This window comes from Pseudomonas haemolytica (assembly GCF_009659625.1).
Taxonomy (GTDB): domain Bacteria; phylum Pseudomonadota; class Gammaproteobacteria; order Pseudomonadales; family Pseudomonadaceae; genus Aquipseudomonas; species Aquipseudomonas haemolytica.
Genome location: NZ_VOIW01000009.1, coordinates 163,252 through 179,599, shown reverse-complemented (window position 1 = coordinate 179,599; position 16,348 = coordinate 163,252). Strand labels below are relative to the sequence as shown.

16 protein-coding genes are annotated in these 16,348 nt (G+C 60.6%); 14 read left to right on the top strand and 2 right to left on the bottom strand.

From position 1 onward, the window contains the following. Nucleotides 1-3,162: a ribonuclease E gene (gene rne / locus FRT59_RS25725; protein WP_153872721.1), complete on the bottom strand. Its 3,162-nt coding sequence runs from the start codon at nt 3,160-3,162 to the stop codon at nt 1-3. A 758-nt stretch (nt 3,163-3,920) separates the two neighbouring features. On the opposite strand from rne, the gene rluC reads away from it, so the two are divergent. From rluC to FRT59_RS25710, 3 genes are read left to right on the top strand one after another with little or no spacing between them, the layout of a single operon-like run. Beyond that, nucleotides 3,921-4,880, top strand: coding sequence for a 23S rRNA pseudouridine(955/2504/2580) synthase RluC (gene rluC / locus FRT59_RS25720; RefSeq protein WP_034120807.1), 960 nt, complete (start codon nt 3,921-3,923; stop codon nt 4,878-4,880). Then, nucleotides 4,867-5,529: an HAD-IA family hydrolase gene (locus tag FRT59_RS25715; protein WP_198809659.1), complete on the top strand. Its 663-nt coding sequence runs from the start codon at nt 4,867-4,869 to the stop codon at nt 5,527-5,529. Before rluC ends, FRT59_RS25715 begins: the two co-directional genes overlap by 14 nt. A 21-nt stretch (nt 5,530-5,550) precedes the next feature. Then, on the top strand, nt 5,551-6,534 hold the full coding sequence (locus FRT59_RS25710) for a S49 family peptidase (protein ID WP_153872720.1): 984 nt from the start codon (nt 5,551-5,553) through the stop codon (nt 6,532-6,534). Between the two features lie 133 nt (nt 6,535-6,667). Here the strand turns inward: FRT59_RS25710 and FRT59_RS25705 are convergent, their stop codons facing one another. Next, entirely contained in the window at nt 6,668-7,246 is a 579-nt protein-coding gene (locus FRT59_RS25705; protein WP_153872719.1) for a Maf family protein, read from the bottom strand. A gap of 105 nt (nt 7,247-7,351) precedes the next feature. On the opposite strand from FRT59_RS25705, the gene FRT59_RS25700 reads away from it, so the two are divergent. The 11 genes from FRT59_RS25700 to FRT59_RS25650 all read left to right on the top strand — a co-directional run bounded on the left by FRT59_RS25700 (nt 7,352) and on the right by FRT59_RS25650 (nt 16,312). Further along, entirely contained in the window at nt 7,352-7,882 is a 531-nt protein-coding gene (locus FRT59_RS25700) for a YceD family protein (protein ID WP_034120803.1), read from the top strand. A 13-nt stretch (nt 7,883-7,895) separates the two neighbouring features. Beyond that, nucleotides 7,896-8,078 carry a 50S ribosomal protein L32 gene (gene rpmF / locus FRT59_RS25695; protein WP_003179396.1) on the top strand — a complete coding sequence of 61 codons (183 nt, stop codon included), beginning with the start codon at nt 7,896-7,898 and terminating at the stop codon, nt 8,076-8,078. 4 nt (nt 8,079-8,082) lie between these two features. After that, nucleotides 8,083-9,093 carry a phosphate acyltransferase PlsX gene (gene plsX, locus FRT59_RS25690; RefSeq protein WP_153872718.1) on the top strand — a complete coding sequence of 337 codons (1,011 nt, stop codon included), beginning with the start codon at nt 8,083-8,085 and terminating at the stop codon, nt 9,091-9,093. A gap of 139 nt (nt 9,094-9,232) precedes the next feature. Further along, a complete protein-coding gene (gene fabD / locus FRT59_RS25685) occupies nt 9,233-10,171 on the top strand; it encodes an ACP S-malonyltransferase (protein WP_153872717.1) in 939 nt (312 codons plus the stop codon). A 24-nt stretch (nt 10,172-10,195) separates the two neighbouring features. Then, complete coding sequence (gene fabG / locus FRT59_RS25680; RefSeq protein ID WP_034120800.1) at nt 10,196-10,939, top strand: 3-oxoacyl-ACP reductase FabG; 744 nt, start codon at nt 10,196-10,198, stop codon at nt 10,937-10,939. A 191-nt stretch (nt 10,940-11,130) separates the two neighbouring features. Further along, complete coding sequence (gene acpP, locus FRT59_RS25675; protein ID WP_003175607.1) at nt 11,131-11,367, top strand: acyl carrier protein; 237 nt, start codon at nt 11,131-11,133, stop codon at nt 11,365-11,367. A 128-nt stretch (nt 11,368-11,495) separates the two neighbouring features. Further along, the gene (gene fabF, locus FRT59_RS25670) at nt 11,496-12,740 is read left to right on the top strand and encodes a beta-ketoacyl-ACP synthase II (protein ID WP_034120798.1); all 1,245 of its coding nucleotides are present in this window, start codon (nt 11,496-11,498) and stop codon (nt 12,738-12,740) included. Further along, the gene (pabC, locus tag FRT59_RS25665; protein WP_034120796.1) at nt 12,740-13,555 is read left to right on the top strand and encodes an aminodeoxychorismate lyase; all 816 of its coding nucleotides are present in this window, start codon (nt 12,740-12,742) and stop codon (nt 13,553-13,555) included. Before fabF ends, pabC begins: the two co-directional genes overlap by 1 nt. Nucleotide 13,556: 1 nt before the next feature. Continuing rightward, nucleotides 13,557-14,678, top strand: coding sequence for an endolytic transglycosylase MltG (gene mltG / locus FRT59_RS25660; RefSeq protein WP_153839951.1), 1,122 nt, complete (start codon nt 13,557-13,559; stop codon nt 14,676-14,678). Nucleotides 14,679-14,697: 19 nt separating this feature from the next. Continuing rightward, on the top strand, nt 14,698-15,330 hold the full coding sequence (tmk, locus tag FRT59_RS25655) for a dTMP kinase (RefSeq protein ID WP_034120793.1): 633 nt from the start codon (nt 14,698-14,700) through the stop codon (nt 15,328-15,330). Beyond that, nucleotides 15,323-16,312 (top strand): DNA polymerase III subunit delta', encoded by a 990-nt coding sequence (locus FRT59_RS25650; RefSeq protein ID WP_198809658.1) that lies wholly within the window; start codon nt 15,323-15,325, stop codon nt 16,310-16,312. Before tmk ends, FRT59_RS25650 begins: the two co-directional genes overlap by 8 nt. Nucleotides 16,313-16,348: the final 36 nt, after the last annotated feature.

Here is a 16,348-nt window from a genome sequence, read left to right as displayed (position 1 = left end):
TCAGACGAGGGGTTTAGGCTCGTGCTCTTCTTCCTGGGTCGCGCGCGCTTCCACAGCCGGTGCGGCAGCTGCCGCAGCTGCCGCGGCCTCAGCTTCCTTGCGACGACGACGCACTTCACGTGGGTCATTCGGCGCACGGCCGTTTTCGGTCAGGGCGCTGGCAGGTGCGACTTCAACCACCGGGGCAGCCACTTCGGCAACCACAGGGGTTTCAACCACTGGCTCAGGCTCGACAACCACCACCTTCGCTGCTTCAACCACTTCGGCAACCGGGGCGGGTGCTTCTTCTACCACAGGGGCAGGTGCTGATGCTTCAACCGGGGCGGCGGGTTCGGCAGTCCACTGGAAGGCGGTCTGTTCTTCGCGAACTTCACGCACGGCCGGGGCAGCTTCTTCGACGACCGGTGCTTGTGCAGCGGCTTCAACTACTGGCGCAGGCTCAACCACCGGAGCGGGTTCAACGGCAACCACTTCGGTTTCTGGCTGTGCGTCGCGAACCGGGGCAACTTCCACTTCCGCAACCACTGGGGCTTCGATAGGGGTCGTGGCTTCAACGACTGGCGTTTCAACCGCAGGCGTTTCAACAGCCGGCGCTTCAACCACTGGGGCGGCTGGCGCTTCTACCGCAACGGTTTCCTCGACAGCAGCGGTAGCACGCTCGGCTTGCTCGTGAGCCTGGGCTTCAGCAGGTGCGCTGATGACGGAGCTGGCAACCGCAGCGGTAACGGCCAAGCCGGCAGCCAGTTCGGCACCCGTTGGTTCGTTGTGAGTAGCGTCTGCGTTTTCGCCGGCTTCTTCCGAACCTTCGATCACGTTGCCGTTGGCATCGCGTTGACGCTCACGACGGTTGCTGCGACGACGCTGGCCACGGGAGCGGCGGCGTGGACGATCACCTTCGGCGTTGTCCTGACCGTCTTCCTGCAGTTGCTCTTCGCCGGTCAGTACTTCTTCTTCTTCGCTGGCAGCAGCGGCTTGCTCAGCGCGTGGTTGACGCTCTTCACGCGGCGGGCGCGGTTGGCGCTCTTCACGTGGGGCGCGCTCTTCACGCGGCTGGCGGGCCGGGCGTTCTTCAGTGCTGGCAGCTGCGGCAGCAGCAACGGCTGGCGCGGCGTCCAACGGCTCACGCAGTTCGCGCACACGTTCTTCGCGCTCGCCACGCGGCTTGCGATCTTCACGCGGGGCGCGTGGGGTACGTGGTGCGCGCTCTTCGCGCGGTGCACGTTCTTCACGGGCTACGGCCGGGGTTTCTTCACGGGCTTCGCGAGGTGCACGCTCTTCACGTGGTGCGCGTTCTTCACGCGGTGCACGTTCTTCGCGAGGCTTGCGCTCTTCGTCACGGCGACCGTTGCGGTTGCGGCTCTGCTGGCGACCGTTGCGACGCTCTTCGTTGCGGGCCGGGCGCTCGGTGGCAGGTTTTTCGACCACAACCGGGGCAGCAGGCTCTTCCTTGGTGGCAAACAGGCTGACCAGCGACTTCACCAGGCCCTTGAACAGGCTTGGCTCAGGCAGGGCGGCCGGTGCGGCAACCGGGGCAGCGGCTTCGGTCGGTACCGGTGCGTTGGCACGGGCTGGTGCAGTCTTGACGGCCGCTTCCTGGCGAACCAGGGTACGGGTCGCAGCAGCTGGCTGGACTTCTTCCACTTCGGCAGCGGCAGCAGCGATCTCATAGCTGGACTGGCCGCTGTGAGCTTCGGGGCTGTCATCGCGCAGGCGCTGCACTTCGAAGTGCGGCGTCTCGAGGTGATCGTTCGGCAGGATGACGATACGAGCACGGGTGCGCAGTTCGATCTTGGTGATCGAGTTGCGTTTTTCGTTAAGCAGGAAGGCGGCAACCGGAATCGGCACTTGTGCGCGAACTTCGGCGGTGCGGTCTTTCAGGGCTTCTTCTTCGATCAGGCGCAGAATCGCCAGGGACAGCGATTCAACGTCACGGATGATGCCGGTGCCGTTGCAGCGCGGGCACACGATGCCGCTGCTCTCGCCCAGGGATGGGCGCAGGCGCTGACGGGACATTTCCAGAAGGCCGAAGCGCGAGATACGGCCCACTTGTACGCGAGCGCGGTCAGCTTCCAGGCATTCGCGGACTTTTTCTTCCACGGCGCGCTGGTTCTTGGCTGGGGTCATGTCGATGAAGTCAATGACGATCAGGCCGCCGATATCACGCAGGCGCAGCTGGCGGGCGATTTCTTCAGCCGCTTCCAGGTTGGTCTGCAGGGCGGTTTCTTCGATGTCGCTGCCTTTAGTGGCGCGTGCCGAGTTGATGTCGATGGACACCAGGGCTTCGGTCGGGTCGATCACGATGGAGCCACCGGAAGGCAGTTCGACGACGCGCTGGAAGGCGGTCTCGATCTGGCTTTCGATCTGGAAACGATTGAACAGCGGCACGCTGTCTTCGTACAGCTTGATCTTGCTGGCGTACTGCGGCATCACCTGGCGGATGAAGGTCAGGGCTTCGTCCTGGGCTTCAACGCTGTCGATCAGCACTTCGCCGATGTCCTGGCGCAGGTAATCGCGGATGGCACGGATGATCACGTTGCTTTCCTGATAGATCAGGAACGGCGCGGAACGATCCAGGGAGGCTTCCTTGATAGCGGTCCACAGTTGCAGCAGATAGTCGAGGTCCCACTGCATTTCTTCGCTGCTGCGGCCCAGGCCGGCAGTGCGAACGATCAGGCCCATGTCGGCGGGTGCGATCAGGCCGTTCAGCGCTTCACGCAGTTCGTTGCGCTCTTCACCTTCGATGCGACGGGAGATACCGCCGGCACGCGGATTATTCGGCATCAGTACGAGATAGCGGCCAGCGAGGCTGATGAAGGTGGTCAGGGCAGCGCCCTTGTTGCCACGTTCTTCTTTCTCGACCTGGACGATGACTTCCTGGCCTTCGCTCAGGACGTCCTTGATGTTCACGCGGCCTTCAGGGGCTTTCTTGAAGTATTCGCGGGAGATTTCTTTGAGGGGCAGGAAGCCGTGGCGCTCGGAGCCGAAATCGACAAAGGCAGCCTCAAGGCTTGGTTCAATGCGAGTAATACGGCCTTTATAGATGTTGGCCTTCTTTTGCTCGCGTGCACCGGATTCGATGTCCAGGTCGTAGAGGCGTTGGCCATCTACCAGTGCAACACGCAACTCTTCGGGTTGAGTTGCGTTAATCAGCATTCTTTTCATGTTGTACCGTCGGTTTCCGGGCTGCCGGAAACGGCGTTCGGCACACACGACTTCTCACGGTCGGTGTCAGGTGCGTCAAGAGTGGTTGGCCACTCCAGTGTCCAGCAATAACCAGCCAATTGGGCTGCTATCGCGACGGACGCGTCCTGCTCGTTAGCGGTGGTGACAAAGGCACCACTTCAACAAAAGCTAAGGTCAGGAGGAGGAATCAACCGGCGACTGTGGACGAGATGAAGCGTCTAAATATAAGCCTAGTGCTACACAGTCCGACGGTTGTGCATCTCCACCCTACACGTATCCCTGATAATTCGGGTGCTGCCGCGCGCAGAATCCGCAGCGGGTTGGCATTTACCGTGTTCTCCAATGGGGAGTCCACGCTCATGGCTAAACAAGACTAGGTGTGGGCGACTGCGCTCTCACTCAGCTCTTAACAGGCGTTGTTTCCGAAGCATTCGCCATGGTCTGGCTCAAGACTGACTGCACTTTGTGAACTGGCCGTAAATATCGGCGCAAAAGGCGAGTATTCACTCTGCTTTCTGCACTCGCTTCAGGCCTCATGTCACCTGCGCTTGTTACAATCCCGAGCCTTCCAAGGTGGCAAAAGCCCCGTAGGACGGCCTCGCGTCCTGATGAATTGCGATGGTCAGGGCCGGCAGTTTGCCGCATGTCCTCTGGCCAGGCCGCTTTTGGCGGCGTTCGCGACTATAGCAGCAATGATTAAGTGCTTCAATTCCATAAAAATTGTTATCATCGCCGGCATGACGACTACCGCCCCCCCGACCCCCAGCGTCCAGCTGCTTGAGGTCTCGCCGGAATATGCCGGCCAACGCATCGACAATTTCCTCCTGGCTCGGCTCAAAGGTGTGCCCAAGACCTTGATTTACCGCATTTTGCGTAAAGGCGAAGTGCGCGTGAACAAGGGGCGGATCAAACCCGAGTACAAGTTGCAGGCGGGCGATATCGTCCGGGTGCCGCCTGTGCGCGTGCCTGAGCGCGACGAGCCTGTGCCGTTGGCCCAGGGTTTGTTACAGCGCCTGGAAGCGTCGATTGTGTTCGAAGACAACAAGCTCATCGTAATCAACAAACCGTGTGGCATTGCGGTTCATGGCGGCAGCGGCTTGAACTTCGGCGTGATCGAAGCCTTTCGCCAGTTGCGTCCGGATGCAAAGGAGCTGGAGTTGGTCCATCGCCTGGACCGTGACACTTCCGGCCTGTTGATGATTGCCAAGAAACGCAGCATGTTGCGCCACCTGCACACCGCCCTGCGTGGCGATGGCGTGGATAAACGCTACATGGCCTTGGTGCGTGGCAACTGGGCCAGTTCGATCAAGAGCGTCCGTGCTCCGCTGCAGAAGAGCAACCTGCGCTCCGGCGAACGCATGGTCGAAGTGGATGAGGAGGGCAAAGAAGCCCTGACGCTGTTCAAGGTGCTGCGCCGTTTCGGCGACTTCGCCACCCTGGTCGAGGCCAAGCCGGTTACCGGCCGTACCCACCAGATTCGCGTGCACACCCTGCATGCGGGGCACTGTATTGCCGGCGATACCAAGTACGGTGACGAGGGGTTCTCCAAGGAGATCCGCGACCTGGGCGGCAAGCGCTTGTTCCTGCACGCCTACATGCTGACCGTGCCGCTGCCAGATGGTGGCGAGTTGAAGCTACAGGCGCCGGTCGATGAGATGTGGGCCAAGACCGTGGAGCGCTTGAGTGTCGCGCCTTGACTACAAACTGCTGATCTTCGATTGGGATGGGACGCTGGCTGACTCCATTGGTCGGATTGTCGAGTCGATGCACATGGCCTCGACCCTTTCAGGCTTTGAGTTGTGCAGTGATTTGGCGGTCAAGGGCATTATCGGTCTGGGCTTGCCTGAGGCGATTCGTACCCTGTATCCGCAGATCGGTGACCAGGAGTTGATCGCGTTCCGGCAGCATTACGCCGATCACTACATCGCGCTGGAAGCCGAGCCTTCACCATTGTTCGACGGTGTAAGGCAGTCTTTGGAGGCGTTTCGTGCCGAGGGCTTTCACTTGGCCGTGGCCACCGGCAAGGCCCGCCGCGGGCTTGACCGGGTTCTCAAGGCCCATGGTTTCGAAGATTATTTCGACATCACCCGCGCGGCGGATGAAACCGCTAGCAAACCCCACCCTCTGATGTTGGAGCAGATCCTGGCTCATTGCGGTGTATCGCCGCGCGAGGCGTTGATGGTGGGTGACGCGTCATTCGACCTGATGATGGCGCGCAATGCAGGCATCGACAGCGTAGCGGTCAGCTATGGCGCCCAGGCTGGCGAGGCGTTGCAGCAATATGAGCCGAAGCTGACGATTGATCATTTTTCTGAACTGCAGGCCTGGCTCAGCCGGGCCCGATAAGTCTTTGCTGGGGTTAATGGCATGAGTGACGAGTGGAAAGCGCCCGAAAAGGCCGAGAGCAGTGATGATAAAAGCTGGAAACTGCTGGAGAAGACCCTCCTGGCCAGCGTCCAGGAGCAGCGCCGTTCCCGGCGTTGGGGGATTTTCTTCAAGCTGCTGACCTTTGTTTACCTGCTGGGCATGCTGGCGCTGTTCAGCCCGCTGATGGACATGGAGAAAAGCGCCACCCGTGGCAGCCACTACACTGCCTTGATCGAAGTGCGCGGGGTGATTGCCGACAAGGAGTCCGCCAGTGCCGACAATATCGTCAGCAGCCTGCGCGCCGCATTCGAAGACCCCAAGGTCAAGGGTGTGGTCCTGCGTATCAACAGCCCGGGCGGCAGCCCTGTGCAGTCGGGCTATGTGTATGACGAGATTCGTCGCCTGCGCGCACTGCATCCGGATACCAAACTCTATGCGGTGATCTCCGATCTGGGCGCCTCGGGGGCCTATTACATCGCCAGTGCCGCGGACCAGATCTATGCCGATAAAGCCAGCCTGGTGGGTTCCATTGGTGTGACGGCAGCCGGTTATGGGTTTGTCGGCACTATGGAAAAGCTGGGCGTTGAGCGTCGCACCTATACCTCGGGTGAGCACAAGTCGTTCCTTGATCCGTTCCAGCCGCAGAAGGCGGATGAAACCGCGTTCTGGCAGGGGGTGCTCGACACCACTCATCGCCAGTTCATCGCCAGCGTCAAGCAGGGGCGTGGGGACCGACTGAAGGATAAAGACCATCCTGAGCTGTTCTCCGGCCTGGTGTGGTCCGGCGAGCAGGCATTGCCGCTGGGCTTGATCGACGGCCTGGGCAGTGCCAGTTCGGTGGCGCGGGATGTGATTGGCGAGAAAGAGTTGGTGGACTTTACGGTCGAGGAATCGCCGTTTGATCGCTTCTCCAAGAAGCTGGGCGCCAGCGTGGCTGAAAAACTGGCGCTGTATATGGGTTTTCAAGGTCCGTCCCTGCGCTGAAAACCTGAGGCTGACATAGTTCAAAATGTGGGAGCGGGCTTGCTCGCGAATACGGTGGATCAGTTACAGATGTATTGACTGACACGCCGCTTTCGCGAGCAAGCCCGCTCCCACATTTGGTTTTGTGGTGGGTCTATGGGATTTGCACGCCTTCAGTCAGCAACATGTCTACCAGTCGGATCAGTGGCAGGCCAATCAGGCTGGTGGCATCCGCCCCCTCCGTACTCTGAAACAGGCTCACACCCAGCCCTTCAGCCTTGAAGCTGCCTGCGCAGTCATAAGGCTGTTCGAGGCGCAGATAGCGCTCAATGCGCTCCACGTCCAGTACGCGCATGTGCACGGTAAGCGGCACGCAATCCACCTGGCAGCGCCCGGTCTCGCTGTTAAGCAGCGCCAGGCCTGTAAGAAAGCTCACACGCTTACCGCTGGCCGCCAGCAACTGCTCGCGGGCATTTTCAAGCGTGTGGGGTTTGCCGATGATTCGCCCTTCTAGCGCGGCCACTTGGTCCGAGCCGATAATCAAATACCCTGGATGGCTGGCGGCGAGGGCACGGGCCTTCTCTTCGGCCAGGCGCATGACCAGCTCGATGGCGGATTCATTCGGGCGATGGCTTTCGTCGATATCCGGCGAGCTGCAGATGAATGGCAGGTGCAGGCGGCTCAGTAATTCCCGGCGATAAACCGAGCTGGACGCGAGTAATAAAGGCAGCATATACGTCTCCTCAGGGCAGTCGCAGATTCTAGCGACGTGACCAGCTGACGCACAGGGCTGAATTTCCTTTGACATGGCTGGGTGCATCCCTATAATGCTGCGCCTATGTTGAATGACCCGATTCCACCTCACGTTGACCCGCGCAAATTGGCTGATCGTGGCACCACCCTTCAAGGTGAAGTGCTTCTGGCCGATTTGGAGAGACTCTGCGACCCGCTTTCCGACACTGTCGGTACGGTGCAGGCTAAATTCGTTTTTGAACGAGATGAACGTAAGTCTGTGGTAATCCACAGCATTATCGACACCGAAGTCAAAATGGTTTGCCAGCGTTGTCTTGAGCTGGTCACCCTGCCGATCCATAGCGAATGCAGTTATGCTGTGGTGAAAGAGGGTGCGAATACCCAGTCGTTGCCGAAAGGTTATGACGTGCTGGAACTGGGCGAAGATCCATTGGATCTGCATGCACTGATCGAGGAGGAGCTTCTGCTCGCCTTGCCCATTGTGCCTGCTCATCATCCGGAAGAATGCCAGCAGCCGGAGGGTCTCGATGACGAGGCCGAGCCGAGCGAGGACGAGGTAACGCGGTCCAACCCGTTCAGTGTATTGGCGCAGTTAAAGCGTGACCCAAACGTTTAGGAGTTAATCAATTATGGCTGTTCAGCAGAACAAAAAATCCCGCTCCGCCCGTGACATGCGCCGTTCGCACGACGCTCTCGAGGCTAGCACCCTGTCTGTGGAAAAGACCACTGGTGAAGTTCACCTGCGTCACCACGTATCGCCAGAAGGCGTATACCGTGGCCGTAAAGTGATCGACAAGGGCGCTGACGAGTAATCACTTGTCTGCTCAAGTCATCGCGATTGACGCAATGGGCGGGGACTTCGGTCCCCGCAGCATTGTTCAGGCCTGCATTGCCAGCCTGACTGCAACACCCTCGCTGCACCTGACCCTTGTCGGTCAACCCTCCCTTCTTGAAGAACTGATTGCCAGCCATCCGGCGGTGGATCGCGTGCGCCTGACAATTACGCCGGCGAGCGAAACCATTGGCATGGATGAAAAGCCGGCGGCCGCCCTGCGCGGCAAGCCCGATTCTTCAATGCGGGTGGCCCTCGAGCTGTTGCGTGATGGCAAGGTGCAAGCCTGTGTCAGTGCCGGTAATACGGGGGCGTTGATGGCCTTGTCGCGGCATGTGCTCAAGACCTTGCCGGGTATAGACCGGCCGGCAATGGTTGCGGCGATCCCGACACAGAAGGGCTACTGCCAGTTGCTGGACCTGGGCGCCAATGTCGATTGCAGTGCCGAGCACCTGTTGCAATTTGCCGTGATGGGCTCGGTGGCTGCCGAAGCGCTGGGAGTGGCCCGTCCGCGGGTGGCGTTGCTCAATATCGGTACCGAGGACATCAAGGGCAACCAGCAGGTCAAGCTTGCCGCCACCTTGCTGCAAGGTGCACGGGGCTTGAACTACATCGGCTTTGTCGAGGGTGACGGTCTGTACCGCGGCGAGGCCGACGTGGTGGTGTGTGATGGGTTTGTCGGCAACATCCTGCTCAAGTCCAGCGAGGGCTTGGCGACCATGATTGCCACGCGTATCGAGGCCTTGTTCAAGCGCAACCTGGCGTCGCGCGTGGTGGGTGCCTTGGCGCTGCCGTTGATGCGTCGCCTGCAGGCTGACCTGGCTCCGGCGCGGCATAATGGCGCGAGTTTCCTCGGGTTGCAGGGCATTGTGGTGAAAAGCCATGGCTCGGCAGGTGTCGAGGGCTTCCAGAGCGCGATTGCGCGGGCCTTGATCGAGATCCAGGAGAACCTGCCGCAACGCTTGCACGGCCGTCTTGAGGATCTGTTGCCTTAGGCGAATTGGCCCGGGAGTGCTTAAATGTGACCGGCCAGTTCAATTGACCATCCAATCTGTCAGTTTCGTGCGCTCCCACCCTTCATTTTAAGATCGGGGGCGACTATTTCCGACGACCGATCATTTAGGGGCTTGTTACATGTCTACATCCCTCGCATTCGTCTTTCCTGGGCAGGGTTCGCAGTCCCTCGGCATGTTGGCCGAGCTGGGCGCGCAATATCCGCTGATCCTGGAAACCTTCAAGGAAGCTTCCGACGCCCTGGGTTACGACCTGTGGGCCCTGACCCAGCAAGGGCCGGAAGAGCAGCTCAATCAAACCGATAAAACCCAGCCGGCCATCCTGACCGCGTCGATCGCCCTGTGGCGCTTGTGGCTGGCGGAAGGCGGCGCACGCCCGGCATTCGTTGCTGGTCATAGCCTGGGCGAATACAGCGCCCTGGTTGCAGCGGGCAGCCTGACGCTGGGTGAAGCGGTCAAGCTGGTCGAGCGTCGTGGCCAACTGATGCAAGAGGCCGTTCCGGCCGGGCAGGGCGGCATGGCAGCTATCCTGGGCCTGGACGATGCGGTGGTGATCGAGGCCTGCGCCGAAGCGGCACAAGGCGAAGTCGTCAGTGCGGTGAACTTCAACTCACCTGGCCAGGTGGTGATCGCCGGTGCCAAGGCTGCCGTAGAACGTGCCATTGAGGGTTGCAAGGCTCGTGGCGCCAAGCGCGCATTGCCGTTGCCGGTGAGCGTGCCGTCGCACTGTGAGCTGATGCGTCCGGCTGCTGAGCGTTTTGCCGAGTCCCTCGCTGCCATCAACTGGCAGGCGCCGCAGATCCCGCTGGTGCAGAACGTCAGTGCGGCAGTTGCACCCGACCTGGAAACACTCAAGCGCGATCTGCTGGAGCAACTCTACAAGCCGGTGCGCTGGGTTGAGTCGGTCCAGACCCTGGCCGCCAACGGCGCCACCGAGCTGCTCGAGTGTGGCCCGGGTAAAGTCCTGGCCGGCCTGAACAAGCGTTGCGCCGACGGTGTGTCGACCGCCAACCTCAATACCCCTGAAGCCTTCGCTGCCGCCCGCGCGGCACTGGCCTGAATCCCGAAATTAGGAGAAGCCTGCATGAGTCTGCAAGGTAAAGTTGCACTGGTTACCGGCGCAAGCCGTGGCATTGGCCAGGCTATCGCCCTGGAGCTGGGCCGTCAGGGCGCCGTTGTGATCGGTACCGCCACGTCCGCCTCGGGCGCCGAGCGTATCGCAGCGACCCTGAAGGAAAACGGCGTGCAAGGCACCGGCCTTGAGCTGAACGTGACCAGCGATGAGTCGGTGGCCGCGGTACTGGCCCAGATCACTGCAGAGTTCGGTGCGCCGGCTATTCTGGTGAACAATGCCGGCATCACCCGTGACAACCTGATGATGCGCATGAAAGACGACGAGTGGTACGACGTGGTCGATACCAACCTGAACAGTCTGTTTCGCCTGTCCAAGGGCGTTTTGCGCGGCATGACCAAGGCGCGTTGGGGCCGAATTATCAATATTGGCTCCGTAGTGGGTGCCATGGGCAACGCAGGCCAAGTAAACTATGCAGCTGCCAAGGCCGGCCTGGAAGGTTTCAGCCGTGCTCTGGCGCGTGAAGTCGGCTCGCGGTCGATTACGGTCAACTCGGTGGCCCCAGGGTTCATCGACACCGATATGACCCGCGAACTGCCGGAAGCGCAGCGTGAAGCCTTGCTGACGCAGATTCCGCTGGGCCGTCTGGGCCAGGCTCAAGAGATCGCGAATGTGGTCACTTTCCTGGCATCCGACGGTGCGGCATACGTGACTGGGGCTACAATCCCGGTGAACGGCGGGATGTACATGAGTTAAATTGTGACGGATCGCTTCAAAAAAATGTCATACGAGCTGTCTAAAATCCGTTATAAAGCTGCAACTTAATTTATAGGCAGGTGGCGGACCGGGTACAGGGTGAAGCTTTCAGTTGAAAAGCTGAAAAGGCTTTCTATACACTTACCCACTGGCCAGCTGCCTGAATTTGTCCATTAGGAGTTAAACAAGGTATGAGCACCATCGAAGAGCGCGTCAAGAAAATCGTCGCCGAGCAACTGGGCGTTAAAGAAGAAGAAGTGGTCAACACTGCTTCCTTCGTAGAAGACCTGGGTGCCGATTCCCTTGACACCGTTGAGCTGGTGATGGCTCTGGAAGAGGAATTCGAGACCGAAATCCCGGACGAAGAAGCTGAAAAAATCACTACTGTTCAAGCTGCTATCGACTACGTTACTAGCCACCAGGCGTAATAGTTTGTAGTCGTCGCTTGCTGTCAGGGAAAAACCGCACTGCTGTAACGGCGTGCGGTTTTTTCTTTAGCCCTGATCAAAAGTGAGCGGTGAAGCAAAGTGTCGTCATCAAGAAAAAGGAGAGTGCTGTGTCGCGTAGACGCGTCGTAGTCACCGGTATGGGTATGTTGTCGCCACTGGGCACGGACGTGCCGAGCAGTTGGCAGGGCATTCTGGCTGGCCACAGTGGTATTGGTCTGATCGAACACACGGACCTTTCTGCCTATTCCACCCGTTTTGGCGGCTCGGTAAAGGGCTTCAATGTCGAGGAATATCTCTCGGTCAAGGAATCCCGCAAGCTCGACCTGTTCATTCAATACGGCCTGGCAGCCGGTTTTCAGGCAGTGCGTAACGCCGGCCTGGAAGTCACCGACGCCAACCGTGAACGCATCGGCGTGGCCATGGGTTCGGGTATTGGCGGTTTGACCAATATCGAAGAAACCAGCCGCACGCTGCACGATTCCGGCCCCCGTCGAATTTCACCGTTCTTCGTGCCGGGCTCGATCATCAATATGATTTCCGGTTTCCTGTCCATCCACTTGGGCGCACAGGGGCCTAACTACGCCATTGCAACGGCATGCACCACGGGCACTCACTGCATCGGCATGGCGGCGCGCAATATCGCCTACGACGAAGCGGACGTGATGATCGCCGGTGGCGCCGAAATGGCCGCCTGCGGCCTGGGCATGGGCGGCTTCGGCGCTTCCCGTGCGCTGTCGACGCGCAATGACGAACCGACCCGTGCCAGCCGTCCGTGGGACAAGGGCCGTGACGGCTTCGTACTGGCCGACGGTGCCGGTGCGCTGGTGCTGGAAGAGTTGGAGCACGCGAAGGCGCGTGGCGCCACCATCTACGCCGAATTGATTGGCTTTGGCATGAGCGGCGACGCGTACCACATGACTTCGCCACCGTCCGACGGTGCCGGTGCTGCGCGCTGCATCACCAATGCCCTGCGCGATGCGAAGGTCAATCCCGACCAGGTGCAGTACATCAACGCCCATGGTACTTCGACCCCGACCGGCGACCTGGCGGAAGCCGAGGCCATCAAGTCGGTGTTCGGCGAGCACGCCTACAAGCTGGCGGTCAGTTCCACCAAGTCCATGACCGGCCACCTGTTGGGCGCGGCGGGCGCAGTGGAGGCGATCTTCAGTGTGATGGCCATCAAGGACCAGGTCGCTCCGCCGACCATCAACCTGGATGAACCGGACGAAGGTTGTGACCTGAACTTCGTGCCTCACGAAGCGCAACCGATGCCGATCGATGTGGTGATTTCCAACTCGTTCGGTTTCGGTGGCACCAACGGTTCCCTGGTGTTCCGCCGGTTCGCCGAGTGATGCACAGCTGGGTCGACGGTCAGCCAGCGGACAGCGTGCCCCTGAAAGATCGCGGCCTGGCGTATGGTGATGGTGTGTTCGAGACCATTGCCGTCAAGGCCGGGCAGCCGCTGCTGCTCGAGCGTCACCTGCAACGCCTGGATGAGGGTTGCAGGCGTTTGGCATTAATGACGGATCACGGGTTGATTCGCAGCGAAGTGCTAGCCTATGCCGCCGCCCTTGGCGACGGTGTCCTCAAATTGATCCTTACCCGTGGCGACAGCTTGCGCGGTTATGGCCTTAACCCTGGCGCCCCGGTGCGCCGTATCTTGCAGGGCAGTGCGCCCGCTACTTATCCCCCCGCCCATGGAACCGATGGTATCCGCCTGTTTCCGTGTGCCACCCGCTTGGCCGAACAGCCGCTGTTGGCCGGCCTCAAGCACCTCAACCGTCTTGAGCAGGTGATCGCGCGCGCCGAGTGGCAAGATGCCGAGCATGCCGAAGGCTTGATGCTGGATATGTCTGGCCGGGTTGTCGAAGGCGTATTCAGCAACCTGTTCCTGGTGCGCAATGGCTTGTTACTAACTGCTGATCTGAGCCGGTGCGGCGTTGCCGGCGTGATGCGCGCCGAGCTACTGGCCCAGGCGCAAGCGCTGGGCGTCCCGGTGGCCGTGGCCGACATCAGTGTCGAGCAGTTGCGACAGGCCGATGAAGTCTTCGTCTGCAACAGCGTATATGGCATTTGGCCGGTGCGTGGATGCGCTGCGATGAGCTGGTCGGTTGGGCCACTCACCCGTAAACTGCAGGGCATTGTTCGCGCGCTATTGGATATTTGAGTTGATACGAAAACTGGTGTTACTGCTGCAGATCAGCCTGGTCTCGGCGGCTTTGCTCGTGGGCTTTTCGGCCTGGAAACTCGACTCTGCCCTCAAGCAGCCCTTGAAGCTGTCCCAGGAGCAGTTGCTCGACGTCCCGGCTGGCGCTACGCCGACGGGTACCTTCAATCGTCTGGAAGCTGACGGTGTGCTCGACGATGCATTTTGGCTGCGCCTGTACTGGCGCTTCAACCTCGAAGGCCAGCCACTGCACAGCGGTGAATACCGCATGACCCAAGGCCTTACCGCCGAAGGCTTGATCGGCCTGTGGCAGCGTGGCGAAGTGGTGCAGTACAGCCTGACCCTGGTGGAAGGCTGGAACTTCCGTCAGGTGCGTACGGCTCTGGCCAAGCATGAAAAAATCGTACAGACACTCCCTGGGCTGACTGACAGCGAAGTGATGGACAAGCTCGACCATCCGGGTGTGTTCCCTGAAGGCCGTTTCTTCCCTGACACCTATCGCTTTGTACGCGGCATGACCGACGTCGAATTCCTGAAGAAAGCCTATAACCGCCTGGACGATGTGCTCGCCCAAGAGTGGAGCAAGCGTGCCGCCGATGCGCCGTACACCGACCCTTATCAAGCGCTGATCATGGCGTCCCTGGTAGAAAAGGAGACGGGTGTGCCGCAGGAGCGTGGGCAGATTGCCGGTGTGTTTGTACGTCGCATGAAAATCGGCATGTTGCTGCAGACCGATCCAACCGTGATCTACGGGCTGGGTGAGCGCTACAACGGCAAGTTGACCCGCGCCCACCTCAAGGAAGCCAACCCTTACAACACCTACATGATCGCCGGCCTACCGCCGACACCCATCGCGATGGTTGGCCGCGAGGCCATCCACGCGGCGCTGAACCCGGTGCCGGGCAGCAGCCTGTATTTCGTCGCCCGTGGTGATGGCAGCCACATTTTCTCGGATAACCTGGATGCGCATAATGCCGCCGTGCGTGAGTTTCAGCTCAAGCGGCGTGCCGACTACCGTTCCAGCCCGGCGCCGGTGGTGAAACCGCTGGAAGATGTTGCCCCTCCTGCCGATGCTCCGACCCAGCCCGCGCCGGACACCACCGCGCCGCAAAGCCCGCAATGACTCTGACTAAGGACTGCCTGTGACTGGCTTGTTTATTACCCTGGAAGGCCCGGAAGGCGCCGGCAAAAGCACCAACCGCGACTACCTGGCCGAGCGCCTGCGCGCCGAGGGCATAGAAGTGGTGCTGACCCGGGAGCCGGGCGGTACGCCGCTGGCCGAGCGTATTCGCGAAGTCCTGTTGGCCCCGGGTGATGAGCAGATGAACCCGGACACTGAGTTGCTGCTGGTGTTTGCCGCCCGTGCCCAGCACCTGGCCGAAGTGATTCGCCCGGCGCTGGCACGTGGTGCGGTGGTGATTTGCGATCGCTTCACCGATTCCACCTACGCCTACCAGGGCGGTGGCCGGGGTTTGTCCCTGGAGCGTATCGCAACCCTGGAAACCTTCGTGCAGGGTGATGTGCGCCCCGACCTGACCCTGCTGTTCGACCTGCCGGTGGAAGTGGGCATGGCTCGCGCCAGTGCTCGTGGTCGCCTGGATCGCTTCGAACTGGAAGGCCAGGCGTTTTTCGATGCTGTGCGCAGCGCTTTCCTGCAGCGTGCCAAGGCTGAGCCTGCACGTTATTACCTGCTGGACGCCGCCCAGCCGCTGGCCCAGGTGCAACGGGCCATCGATGCGCTGTTGCCGACACTGCTGGAGCGCACCCGTGGCTGAGTCCTACCCGTGGCAGGACAGTCTGTGGCAGCAATTGGCCGGCCGTGCCCAGCACGCCCATGCCTATTTGCTGCACGGGCCGGTGGGCATTGGTAAGCGCGACCTCGCCGAGCGCCTGATGGCCAGCCTGTTGTGTCAGCGTCCGGTCAACCTGGAGGCCTGCGGCGAATGTAAGTCCTGCCTGCTGCTCAGGGCCGGCAGTCACCCGGATAATTATGTGCTGGAGCCCGAGGAGGCGGACAAGGCGATCAAGGTCGACCAGGTGCGTGATCTCGTCAGCTTCGTGGTACAGACCGCGCAGATGGGCGGGCGCAAAGTGGTGCTGATCGAGCCGGTGGAGGCGATGAACATCAACGCCGCGAACGCCTTGCTCAAAAGCCTCGAAGAACCGTCCGGCGATACCGTGCTGTTGCTGGTGAGCCATCAGTCCAGCCGCTTGTTGCCAACTATTCGCAGCCGGTGCGTGCAGCAGGCTTGCCCGTTGCCGAGCGAAGCCATGAGCCTGCAATGGCTGGCACAGGCGTTGCCGGAGTGCACCGCAGAAGAACGGGTCGAGTTGCTGACCCTGGCGGCCGGTTCGCCCTTGGCGGCGGTGAAGCTGCAAGCCCAGGGCGTGCGTGAGCAGCGGGCATTGGTCGTGGATGGCGTGAAGAAGCTGCTCAAGCAGGAGCTGTCCGCCACGCAATTGGCCGAAAGCGCCTGGAAGGATATTCCCCTGTTGCTGTTGTTCGACTGGTTCTGCGACTGGTCCAGCCTGGTCCTGCGCTACCAATTAACCCAGGATGAACAGGGCCTGGGCCTGGCGGATATGCGCAAGGTCGTGCAGTACCTCGCGCAGAAAAGTGCTCAGGACAAAGTACTTAACATCCAGGACTGGATTCTTGCCCAGCGCCAGAAGGTACTCGGCAAAGCCAACCTCAACCGCGTGCTGTTGCTCGAGGCGCTGCTGGTGCAGTGGGTCGGCCTGCTCGGGCGGCGTTAATTTCCGTGGCCAACGGGTGTATCGTTGGCCAGACTC

Excerpts from the sequence above, each read along its gene's own strand:
- rne (WP_153872721.1), bottom strand. The coding sequence starts at position 3,162 with ATGAAAAGAATGCTGATTAACGCAACTCAACCCGAAGAGTTGCGTGTT.
- rluC (WP_034120807.1), top strand. The coding sequence starts at position 3,921 with ATGACGACTACCGCCCCCCCGACCCCCAGCGTCCAGCTGCTTGAGGTC.
- FRT59_RS25710 (WP_153872720.1), top strand. The coding sequence starts at position 5,551 with ATGAGTGACGAGTGGAAAGCGCCCGAAAAGGCCGAGAGCAGTGATGAT.
- FRT59_RS25705 (WP_153872719.1), bottom strand. The coding sequence starts at position 7,246 with ATGCTGCCTTTATTACTCGCGTCCAGCTCGGTTTATCGCCGGGAATTA.
- FRT59_RS25700 (WP_034120803.1), top strand. The coding sequence starts at position 7,352 with ATGTTGAATGACCCGATTCCACCTCACGTTGACCCGCGCAAATTGGCT.
- rpmF (WP_003179396.1), top strand. The coding sequence starts at position 7,896 with ATGGCTGTTCAGCAGAACAAAAAATCCCGCTCCGCCCGTGACATGCGC.
- fabD (WP_153872717.1), top strand. The coding sequence starts at position 9,233 with ATGTCTACATCCCTCGCATTCGTCTTTCCTGGGCAGGGTTCGCAGTCC.
- fabG (WP_034120800.1), top strand. The coding sequence starts at position 10,196 with ATGAGTCTGCAAGGTAAAGTTGCACTGGTTACCGGCGCAAGCCGTGGC.
- acpP (WP_003175607.1), top strand. The coding sequence starts at position 11,131 with ATGAGCACCATCGAAGAGCGCGTCAAGAAAATCGTCGCCGAGCAACTG.
- pabC (WP_034120796.1), top strand. The coding sequence starts at position 12,740 with ATGCACAGCTGGGTCGACGGTCAGCCAGCGGACAGCGTGCCCCTGAAA.